Consider the following 10,251-nt stretch of genomic DNA (forward strand, 5'->3'; position numbering starts at 1 on the left):
GGCACCTGCCCCGAATCTGATCCGCGCCGACAACGGCGCTCGATAAGCCTGTCGAAGATGAGGTTCTCCCATGTCTGTTTTTCTCGCCGCGCGAAACCCGCGCGTGCTACTCGCCATTCTTGGCGCGCTGACGGGTCCCGCTGCATTTGCGGATGACAGCGACATCGCGCTGGACCTGGACGCCGCACAAGAACTGGCGGTCACCCGCCAGCCCCTGCTCGAAGCCCTGAACGCGCAGGCGCGTGCGGAACGCGAGTCGGCCGTCGCTGCCGGACAGTTGCCGGACCCGCAGCTCAGCCTGGGCGTGCAGGGCCTGCCGATCAACAGCGACGACGCCGGTTCCTTCACCCGCGACAGCGACACCCAGCTCACCGTCGGCTTCACGCAGGAATTTCCGCGCGCCGCCAAGCGTCGCCTGCGCGGGGCCTTGAACGAACGCGAGGCGCAGCGGCTCGACGCGCAGGCGCAACTCGCTGAGCGCAGCATCCGCCGCGACACCGCGCTGGCCTGGCTGGAGCTGTGGCGCTTCGAGCAGGCGCTGCTGCTGAACCGCGCCAGCCTGCGCGAGGCCGAGGCGCAGATGCAGGCGGTGGAGATTGCGCTCAAAACCAGCAGCGCCACACAGGCCGAACTGCTGGGCGCCAGAGTTGAGGTCGGGCGCATGCGCGACGCCGTGGCCGGCGCCGAGCAGAGCATCGGTCATGCGCGCAACGTCCTGTCGCGCTGGATCGGCGAGGCCGCGTTCCGACCGGTGTGTCCTGATCTTCCGGCACCGCCACTGCCGACCCTGGCGCAGGTGCTGGAGCGCGTGCGCATGCACCCGCAGCTCGCCAGCCTTGAGGTGCAAATTTCGGCGGCCCAAACCGGCGCAGAACTCGCCAGGGCGGCCTACGCCCCGGACTGGCGTGTGGAACTGGCCTACGCGGATCGCCCTGCATTTTCCGAGATGGTCAGCGTGCAGGTAGGCATCGACCTGCCGGTATTCACACGCAATCGCCAGGACCGCGGACTGGCTGCGGCGCTGGCACGCGGCGATGCGGCGGACGCTGCGGCGCAGGACGCACTGCGCGAACTGCAGGCCGAGGCACGGCTGAACTACCACGACAGCGAGCGCTTGTACGAGCGCCTGGATGCCTACAACAACAGCTTGCTGCCGGACAGCGCGCATCGCGTCGAGGCAGCGCTAGCCGGCTGGGGCGCGGGTCGCAACGCGCTGCGCGAGGTGCTCGAAGCGCGTCGCGCCACGCTTGAACTTCAGATGACCCGTCTTGAACTGCAGCACGACGCGGCCAAGCACGCCGCGCAGCTTGAGTATCTCGGCGCCTACGCAGACACAGCGGAGACTATTCATGAGTAAGAAGGCACTCGCGGTCTCGGCCGCCGTCATCGTCACCGCTGCCGCCGGTGGCTGGTGGTACGCGCAGAGCATGACGCCACACAAGCATCAGCTCACGAAGATGACCGACACGCAGGGCAAGGTCTACTACACCTGCGCCATGCATCCGCAGGTGCGTCAGGACGATCCGGGCAACTGCCCGATCTGCGGCATGAAGCTGAGCAAGCGCATCGACAATGTCGCGATGGCTGGCGGCATGCGCGAACAGCCCGGCACCGTGGTCGAGATCGATCCGCGCATGGCGCAGAACCTGGGCATGCGCACCGCGGCGGTGACCACCGGCACGTTCTGGCAGCGGGTGGACGCGGTCGGGACGGTGATGGTGGACGAGCGCCGCATCGTCGCGGTGGAAGCGCGCGCCGGTGGTTGGGTGGAGCAACTGAACGTGCGCAGCGTCGGTGATGTCGTCACGCGCGGTCAGGTGCTGGCCGGCATCTACTCGCCCGAGCTGCTCGCCGCACAGGAAGAACTGGCGCTGGCAACGCGGCTGGGCGACGCATCGCTCATCGACGCGGCACGTACGCGCCTGCGTCTGCTCGGCGTCAGTGGCGGCAAGCCCGGAGCGCAGCAGCGCGTGGCCATCAGCGCGCCGCAATCCGGCGTCGTCACCGAGCTGATGCTGCGCGAAGGCGCACAGATTTCGCCGGGCATGCCGCTGATGCGCATCGCCGATCTGTCGCAGGTGTGGATCGTGGTGGACGTGCCGGAAGCGCAGGCGAGCTGGGTTGGCATGGACAGACCCGCCGAGGCGCGGCTCAAGGCCCTGCCCGGTCGCGTGTTCGAGGGTCGCGTGGATTACATCTATCCGATCCTCGACAGCAGCACGCGCAGCCTGCGCGTGCGCCTGGCCTTCGATAACGCCGACGGCGCGCTCAAACCCGGCATGTACGCGGACGCAACCTTGTTCGGCGGCGCGCGGCAGGACGTGACCCTGGTGCCGAGTGAAGCGGTGATCCGCACCGGCACGCGCAACGTGGTGCTGATTGCCGAAGCGCAGGGGCGTTATCGCCCGGTGGAGGTGGTGCTGGGGCCGGAGCGCGAAAACCAGATCGTGATACTCGAAGGTCTGCAGGCAGGGCAGCAGGTGGTGGTGTCGGGGCAGTTCCTGATCGATTCGGAGGCGAGTCTGCTGGGTGCCTACAACCGCATGGGCATGGAGAACGCACCGTGATCGCGCGCCTCATCCACTGGTCGGTCCACAACCGCTTCCTGGTGCTGCTCGGCACCGCGCTGATCACCGCCTGGGGGATCTACGCCACGCTGAACACGCCGCTCGACGCGCTGCCCGATCTGTCCGACACGCAGGTGATCGTGCGCACGACGTATCCGGGGCAGGCACCGCAGGTCGTGGAGGATCAGGTCACCTACCCGCTCACGACGACCTTGTTGTCGGTGCCGTACGCCAAGACGGTGCGTGGCTATTCGCTGTTCGGCGAGAGCTTCGTCTACGTGCTGTTCGAGGACGGCGTCGATCTGTACTGGGCGCGCTCGCGCGTGCTCGAGTACCTGTCGCAGGTGCAGGGCCGCCTGCCGCCGACCGCGCGCGCTGCGCTGGGGCCGGATGCGACGGGCGTCGGCTGGATCTACGAGTACGCGCTGGTGGATCGCACCGGGACAAATGACATCAGCCAGTTGCGTGCGCTGCAAGACTGGTTTCTGAAATACGAACTCAAGTCGGTGGCGAACGTCGCCGAAGTCGCCACGCTCGGCGGCTTCAATCGTCAGTACCAGATCGTGCTCGACCCGGACCGGCTGCGCGCGTATCGCATCCCGCTGGAGACGATGATACAGGCGCTTCAGGACGCCAATGGCGAGGCCGGCGGCTCGGTGCTGGAACTGGCCGAGGCCGAGTACATGGTGCGCACGCGCGGCTATCTGAAAACCTTGGACGACTTTCGCGCCACACCCGTCGGTCTGGGTGAGAACGGCACGCCGATTCTGGTGCGCGATGTCGCCAGCGTGCAGCTCGGCCCGGAAACGCGACGCGGCATTGCCGAGCTGGATGGCGAAGGCGAAGTGGTGGGCGGCGTGATCGTGCTGCGCTCGGGCGAGAACGCGCGCGCCACCATTGCGGCGGTGAAGGCCAAGCTCGAAGTGCTGAAAGCGAGCCTGCCGGCGGGCGTGGAGATCATCGAGACTTATGATCGTTCAGCGCTGATCGAGCGCGCCGTGGAAAACCTGTCGCTCAAACTGCTGCAAGAGTTTGCGGTGGTGGCGCTGGTCTGCATGATCTTCCTATGGCACCTGCGCTCGGCGCTGGTCGCCATCATCACCTTGCCGGTAGGCATTCTGGTCGCCTTCAGCGTCATGCACGCCCAGGGCATCAACGCCAACATCATGTCGCTGGGCGGCATTGCGATCGCCATCGGTGCCATGGTCGACGCGGCGGTGGTGATGATCGAGAATGCGCACAAGCGCCTTGAAGCGCTCGGGAGTCGGCACGACGACACAAGCACGTCCATGGAGTCCGAGAATCCTGCTTTCAACGATTCCCGATTCCCGATTCCCGATTCCCGCCGCGTATCCGCGATAGCGGATGCGGCCGCCGAAGTCGGCCCCGCGCTGTTCTTCTCCCTGCTCATCATCACCGTCTCGTTCGTGCCGGTATTCCTGCTCGAAGCGCAGGAGGGGCGTCTGTTCGCGCCGCTGGCCTATACCAAGACCTTCGCGATGGCTGCGGCCGCGGGCCTGAGCGTGACCCTGATCCCGGTGCTGATGGTCGCCTTCATCCGCGGCCGCATCGTCGACGAGACCGCCAATCCGCTGAACCGCGTGCTGATCGTGCTGTATCGGCCTCTGATCGAGCGCGTACTCGCACATCCGCGCATGACGCTCCTGATCGCGTTGCTCATCGCACTCGCAACGCTGTGGCCGGCCGCGCAACTGGGTAGCGAATTCATGCCGCCGCTGGACGAGGGCGATCTGCTGTACATGCCTACCGCGCTGCCCGGCCTGGCGGTGGGCAAGGGCGCGGAAATCCTTCAGCAGACCGACCGCATCCTCAAGACCTTTCCGGAGGTACAGCGCGTGTTCGGCAAGCTCGGCCGCGCCGAAACCGCGACCGATCCGGCGCCACTGGAAATGGTCGAGACCACGGTGATGCTCAAACCGCAATCCGAATGGCGCGCGGGCATGACCAGCGACAAGCTGATCGAGGAGATGGACGCGGCGCTGAAGATTCCCGGCATGGGCAATGTCTGGGTGCAGCCCATCCGCAATCGCATCGACATGCTCGCCACCGGCATCAAGTCGCCGGTCGGCATCAAGATCGCGGGCCCAGACCTCAAGGTGATCGAGCAGATCGGCGCGCAGATCGAAGCGGTGGTCAAGCAGGTGCCGGGCACCGTCTCCGCATTTTCCGAGCGCGTGTCCGGCGGTCGCTACATCGAGGTAAGGCCGGATCGCATCGCCGCCGCTCGCTACGGCATGAGCATTGCCGACGTGCAGCGCATCGTCAGCATCGCCATCGGCGGCGAGAACATCGGCGAGACGGTGGAAGGTCTGCAACGCTTCCCGATCAACCTGCGCTACCCGCGCGAGCTGCGCGACTCGGTGCAGGACTTGCGCGACCTGCCCATCGTCACCCTGCGCGGCGAGACGCTCACGCTCGGCAGCATTGCTACCGTCGCGATCACCGACGGCCCGCCCATGATCAAGTCGGAGAACGCGCGGCCCAATGGCTGGATCTACGTGGATATTCGCGGCCGCGATCTGGGTGGTTATGTCGCGGACGCCAAACAGGCGGTCGCCGAGCAAGCGTCTTTGCCGGCCGGATACTCGGTCGCCTGGTCCGGTCAGTTCGAATACCTGGAGCGCGCCTCCAAACGTCTGAAAATCGTGGTGCCGTTCACCCTCGCCATCATCTTCCTGCTGCTGTACCTGACCTTCCGCAGCGCGGCGTCGGCGACCCTGATCATGGCGACCCTGCCGTTCGCGCTGGTCGGCGGCTTCTGGCTGATCTACGCGCTCGGTCATCACCTGTCGGTAGCCTCCGGCGTCGGCTTCATCGCGCTGGCGGGCGTGGCCGCCGAGTTCGGCGTGATCATGCTGATCTATCTCGATCATGCGATCACGGATCGCCGCGAGCGCGGTGAGCTACACACCGAGCCCGATCTGCGCGCCGCGCTGATCGAGGGCGCGGTGCTGCGCGTGCGGCCCAAGGCCATGACCGTGGCGGTGATCATCGCCGGCCTGGTACCGCTGTTCATCGGCGCCGGTGCCGGCAGCGAGGTGATGCAGCGCATCGCCGCGCCGATGATCGGCGGCATGATCACGGCACCGCTGCTGTCGATGTTCGTGGTGCCGGCGGTGTACCTGCTGATCCACCGGCGCGCGCTGCGGGTGTCCGCGAACGCTTGACTCTGGACCTGGGTCCAGAGCGCAGCATGATCGCGAGTTTGGAGATTCGAGCCATGCCACAGCACACCATCGGGTTTGCCGCCAAGGCCGCCGGCGTCGGCATCGACACCGTGCGCTACTACGAACGGGAAGGACTTCTGTCTCGCGCGCAGCGCACCGCCAGCGGCTACCGCCTGTACGCCGCGTCCGACGTCGAACGCTTGCGCTTCATCCGCCAGGCCAAGGCGCTGGGGTTCACCCTGGAGGACATCGCGGAACTGCTGCGCCTGCAGGACGGCGGCGGCCGGCGCGACCAGGTACGTGCGCGGGCCAGAGCCAGAATCGACGACCTCGACCGCAAGCTCCGCGAGCTGTCCGCCATCCGCGACGCGCTCGTCGCGCTGGAAAAACAGTGCTGCGGCAACGGTCCTCTCGCCGGCTGCCCGATCATCGAGGGCGTGCAGGCGATTTCGCTCAAGACCCTCCTGGAGAAATGACATGTCCGGCACCCACTCGCTTCATCCCAGCCCTTCCTCTGGCGATCACGCCTGCTGCCACGCGCCCAAAAAGGCCGCGCCGACGGAACACGTCTGCGACACGCACACGCCCGCCGCGCCTGCGCCTCACGCCCATCACGGCCACGGCGCGCACGGCGGCTCGATGGCCGGTCTCACCACCTCGGCCACCCTGCACTGCCTGAGCGGCTGCGCGATCGGGGAGTTCGTCGGCCTGGCCATCGGCGTCAGCCTCGGCCTGAACCCTTGGGCGACGATGGCGCTGGCCACCGCGCTCGGCTTCGCGAGCGGCTACACCCTGGGCCTGTGGCCGCTGGTCAAGCAGGGCATGCGCTGGGGCGCCGCGTTCAAGACCCTGTGGCTGGGCGAGACGATCTCGATCACGGTGATGGAATTCGCGATGAACTTCACCGACTACCACGTCGGCGGCGTCACCGCCGGTTCGATCCTCGCGCCGCAGTTCTGGATCGGCTACGCACTCGCCCTGCCCGCCGGCTTCGTCGCCGCCTGGCCGGTGAACTGGTGGCTGCTCAAGCGCAGTATCAAGAAGCCCTGCCACTGAGTTGAAGGTGCGCGGATCGCCGTCTTCGCAGGCGGGATCGCGAGGCGCGCTATCCCACCGCGGCTCGCGCAACCGGCGGTTCGAACGCGCGGCTCCGCGCATCAAGCCCAGCCCACAGCTAGCGCACGCCCCGACCTCAGGCCGGTCCGGCTGCGCGAAAACGCGCCGGAATGCTCAGCTCGTAGGTCACCCCGGTTCCGCGGGATCGTAGCGGCAGGTTCGGACCGCGCTGCGAGCTGAAATACAACCGGCTGCCGTCCGGCGAGAACGCCAGCCCGGTCAGTTCGGAGCGCGCATGGCCGGCCGCCAGCAGGGTGACCGCGCCCTGCCCCGGACGCAGCACGATCAAGCGCGTCGCCGCGCCATCCTCGGACACCACGATGTCACCGGCTGGACTGACCACAAGTCCATCGACGTCGTGGACCGCCAGCGCTTCCAGGGTGTTGTCGAACACGGTCTCGATCAGGCCGTTGTCGATATCCAGCGCGTACACGCGGTTGTCGCCCTTGCAGGCAAAGAACACGAACGCACGGCTGGGTCGCTCACCACCCGGCGGGACGGTTTGCTGTGCTGGCGGCAGCGTGTGCACCCAGATGCCTTCGGCGCTGCGGAATACGGTGCCGGGTACGCTCAGTCGATCTTGAAGTCGCGTGGCGCGCACCTGCGCCTGTGGCGCCTGCGGTTCCGGCACGTCCACCCATCGTGCGGCGTGTAGGGTTCGTGCGTCGAAGTTGTTCTGTGCGTAACCGCCGTCCTCGTAACCGGATACGTTGAGCACCTGCAGTCGTCCGTTCTCCAGGTCCAGACGATCACCCGAGGCGGTGCTCGTCCGCGCCGCGGATTGAAAGCGGTACAGGCGCCCGTCCCAGGCGTCCTCGGTCAGAAACAGCGAGCGGCTGTGCAGGTCCACCGCCACCGCCTCGTGGTTGAAGCAGCCCAGGGCCGGCCATGAGCGCGCGCTGGCTGGCCCGCCAAAGGGATCGCATTCGAACACCAGGCCATCGACGATCTCTTCGCAGGACAACCAGGTCTGCCAGGGCGTGGCGCCCCCGGAGCAGTTGCGCCGCGTGCCGTCCAGCACCCGATAGGCCGCTTCCACATTCCCGTAAACGTCAAAGCGCAGTGCACTCGCGCCACCGACCGACTTGGATTCGCAGTTGGACACATACACCCAACCACCGTCAGGCACAGCAAAGCAGGCGCCGCCGTCGGGGGCCTTGTGCCAGGGATGACCACCGATACCGAAGGGGTCGAAACGACCGCTGACCGGATCGAACAGATGCCGGGCCACCGCGCGCAAGCCGAAGCCCCGCGGCGCCTGTATGCCGTCGATTCCGGTATCCACCAGCGGGCCGATGCCGGACAACGGCCCCGGTGGAATGGAGAACTCGTCGTGCGGGCTCGACGTGTCTTCCGCGAGCGCGGGCGCCAGGCCAACCCAGGCGCCTGCGGCACCCAGGAACAGCATGCGCAGCACCTCGCGCCGGTGGTAGTGGGTCATCTGAGAGCGCGCACGCAAGGCCAGGAACCTAGCTCATTGGGCCAACCGGACGTGACGTGGCCATGACTTCCGGATGTCGTCTGGAGGAAGTTTTGCGGTCGCGGCTACACTAGACGGCATGCAGCACCGCACCCATTTACACGTCTGCCTGATCGCACTGATCTGTGCGGCGATGTTGCTCGTGCAAACGGGCGGCGCGCATCTGCATCTGTGCTTCGACGGCAGCGAACCGCCGGTCAGCCTGCACGTGACCGACAGGAATCATCACGCCGACCACCATGGCGGTCATCACGGCAACCACCACGCCGGCGATCAGGTGCACAGCGATGTCGACGTGCCGCTGGCCGGCGACCTCTTGAACAAGCCGTCGAATCCCGGTCTGGATCTGCCGCTAGTGCTGCTGTCCGCGCTATGGCTTGCGCTGCTGTTCTTCACCCGCGAATTACCACGCGCACGCAATCTGCCGTGGCTGATCCCCTGGTCTCCACATCGACGTCTGCCGCCCTTGCGCGGCCCGCCTCTGCCGGCCTCCTGAACCGCCTGGGTCCGCGCCATGCGGACGCTCGTTCATCCCTGTCCGGGAGGCTTCATGTTTCCGCTACCGATTTCGAGTCGGGCGCGCACGCGCCTGATCTGCGCCGCGATGCTGCTGGCGTACCTGCCCATACTCGATGCGCGCGCAGCCGACGCAGCACCGCTTGATCGCACCACTGCGCCCATTACCCTGGTGCAGGTGCTGCAGCGCGCCGAGGCGCACCATCCCTTGTTCGCATCCTGGCGCGCGCGTGAGCGTGCGGCCCAAGCGCGCCATCTGCAGGCCGGATTGAAGCCGTCGCCCGAACTCGGACTCACGGTGGAAAACGCCTTTGGCACCGGGGCACTGTCCGGCTATACGGGCGCGGAGACCACCCTCAGCTTCAGCCAGTTGATCGAGCGCGGCGGCCTGCTTGACCGGCGCGTGGACAGGGCTGCGGCAGAACGCGACCTGCTGATCGGCGCTGGCGAAATCGCGCGCCTCGATCTGCGTGCAGAGGTCGCGCGACGCTTCGTCCACGTGCTGTCCGATCAGGCGCAGCTCGGCATCACCCACCAGGCCACGGTCCTCGCGCAGGAGACGCTCGACGAGGTCACCCGCCGGGTCGAAGCGGCGCGCGCGCCGCTGGCCGAGCGTTCGCGTTCGCGGGTGAGCCTGGAGCGCGCCAGGCTCGAAGAGGAACACGCGGAGCACGAACTGCTGTCCTCGCGCCGTCATCTGGCCGCCGCCATCGGCAGCATGCAGGCCGACTTCGGCCCGGCCGAGGGCGATCTCATGACCCTGCCGCCGGTGGCCGACTTCGAGGTGCTGCTCGCCCGCTTGCAGGCCGCGCCCGATGTACTGCGCTTTGCCAGTGCGGCGCGGTTGCGCGAATCCGAACTGCGCCTGGCGCAGGCGCGGCGCACCGCTGGGCTGAGGCTGGGCGCCGGCCTGCGTCGACTGGAAAACAGCGACGATCTCGGCCTGGTGTTCTCGGCGTCCCTGCCGCTGTTCGCAAGCTCACGCGAGCGCGGCAATCTGGCCGAGGCCGAAGCGCACATCGAGCAGATCGGCCCCGATCGCGAGCAGGCAATGCTGCTGGCACAGGCGCAGTTGTACGAGCTCTACCAGGAGCTCAATCACGCGCGGCTGGAGGTGAACACACAGCGCGAGCGCGTGCTGCCGGCCGTCGAGGAGGCGCTCGAACAAACCCGGTTCGCCTACGAGCGTGGCCGCTATTCGCTGCTGGAACTGCGCAACGCGCAGATCGAGTGGGCGACGCAGCACCGTCTCCTGATCCAGGCCGCCGCCGGGTTCCACGGCAATCTGATCGAAATCCAGCGCCTCACCGGCGCGCCCGTACCCTCGCCGGGCGTCGCCCGTGCCGAATCGAGTCAGCCATGAATATTTCTTCCGGGATCGCAC

At 67.2% G+C, this 10,251-nt stretch carries 8 protein-coding genes; 7 read left to right on the top strand and 1 reads right to left on the bottom strand.

The window, feature by feature from the left end; genetic code table 11:
* Positions 1-70 precede the first annotated feature (70 nt).
* Genes ACOOHP_RS12225 through ACOOHP_RS12245 form a run of 5 tightly spaced genes read left to right on the top strand, consistent with a single transcriptional unit; the run spans position 71 to position 6,811 of the window.
* The gene (locus tag ACOOHP_RS12225) at positions 71-1,357 is read left to right on the top strand and encodes a TolC family protein (protein ID WP_420466701.1); all 1,287 of its coding nucleotides are present in this window, start codon (positions 71-73) and stop codon (positions 1,355-1,357) included.
* Positions 1,350-2,567 (top strand): efflux RND transporter periplasmic adaptor subunit, encoded by a 1,218-nt coding sequence (locus tag ACOOHP_RS12230; protein ID WP_420466702.1) that lies wholly within the window; start codon positions 1,350-1,352, stop codon positions 2,565-2,567. Before ACOOHP_RS12225 ends, ACOOHP_RS12230 begins: the two co-directional genes overlap by 8 nt.
* Complete coding sequence (locus ACOOHP_RS12235; RefSeq protein WP_420466703.1) at positions 2,564-5,755, top strand: efflux RND transporter permease subunit; 3,192 nt, start codon at positions 2,564-2,566, stop codon at positions 5,753-5,755. The genes ACOOHP_RS12230 and ACOOHP_RS12235 overlap by 4 nt, the downstream gene beginning before the upstream one ends.
* A 53-nt stretch (positions 5,756-5,808) precedes the next feature.
* Positions 5,809-6,231: a heavy metal-responsive transcriptional regulator gene (locus ACOOHP_RS12240; RefSeq protein WP_420466704.1), complete on the top strand. Its 423-nt coding sequence runs from the start codon at positions 5,809-5,811 to the stop codon at positions 6,229-6,231.
* A gap of 1 nt (position 6,232) precedes the next feature.
* The gene (locus ACOOHP_RS12245) at positions 6,233-6,811 is read left to right on the top strand and encodes a DUF4396 domain-containing protein (protein WP_420466705.1); all 579 of its coding nucleotides are present in this window, start codon (positions 6,233-6,235) and stop codon (positions 6,809-6,811) included.
* Between the two features lie 136 nt (positions 6,812-6,947).
* On the opposite strand, the gene ACOOHP_RS12250 is transcribed toward ACOOHP_RS12245, so the two are convergent.
* Positions 6,948-8,312, bottom strand: coding sequence for an alkaline phosphatase PhoX (locus ACOOHP_RS12250; protein ID WP_420466706.1), 1,365 nt, complete (start codon positions 8,310-8,312; stop codon positions 6,948-6,950).
* Positions 8,313-8,430: 118 nt separating this feature from the next.
* On the opposite strand from ACOOHP_RS12250, the gene ACOOHP_RS12255 reads away from it, so the two are divergent.
* Together ACOOHP_RS12255 and ACOOHP_RS12260 are read left to right on the top strand one after the other, a co-directional pair.
* Positions 8,431-8,847: a hypothetical protein gene (locus ACOOHP_RS12255; protein WP_420466707.1), complete on the top strand. Its 417-nt coding sequence runs from the start codon at positions 8,431-8,433 to the stop codon at positions 8,845-8,847.
* A gap of 18 nt (positions 8,848-8,865) precedes the next feature.
* Complete coding sequence (locus ACOOHP_RS12260; RefSeq protein ID WP_420466708.1) at positions 8,866-10,230, top strand: TolC family protein; 1,365 nt, start codon at positions 8,866-8,868, stop codon at positions 10,228-10,230.
* The last annotated feature ends 21 nt before the right edge of the window (positions 10,231-10,251 follow it).

The sequence above is a fragment of the Panacagrimonas sp. genome, assembly GCF_965216805.1.
Classification (GTDB): domain Bacteria; phylum Pseudomonadota; class Gammaproteobacteria; order Nevskiales; family Nevskiaceae; genus Panacagrimonas.

Excerpts from the sequence above, each read along its gene's own strand:
- ACOOHP_RS12250 (WP_420466706.1), bottom strand. The coding sequence starts at position 8,312 with ATGACCCACTACCACCGGCGCGAGGTGCTGCGCATGCTGTTCCTGGGT.
- ACOOHP_RS12260 (WP_420466708.1), top strand. The coding sequence starts at position 8,866 with ATGCGGACGCTCGTTCATCCCTGTCCGGGAGGCTTCATGTTTCCGCTA.
- ACOOHP_RS12230 (WP_420466702.1), top strand. The coding sequence starts at position 1,350 with ATGAGTAAGAAGGCACTCGCGGTCTCGGCCGCCGTCATCGTCACCGCT.
- ACOOHP_RS12245 (WP_420466705.1), top strand. The coding sequence starts at position 6,233 with ATGTCCGGCACCCACTCGCTTCATCCCAGCCCTTCCTCTGGCGATCAC.
- ACOOHP_RS12255 (WP_420466707.1), top strand. The coding sequence starts at position 8,431 with ATGCAGCACCGCACCCATTTACACGTCTGCCTGATCGCACTGATCTGT.
- ACOOHP_RS12225 (WP_420466701.1), top strand. The coding sequence starts at position 71 with ATGTCTGTTTTTCTCGCCGCGCGAAACCCGCGCGTGCTACTCGCCATT.
- ACOOHP_RS12240 (WP_420466704.1), top strand. The coding sequence starts at position 5,809 with ATGCCACAGCACACCATCGGGTTTGCCGCCAAGGCCGCCGGCGTCGGC.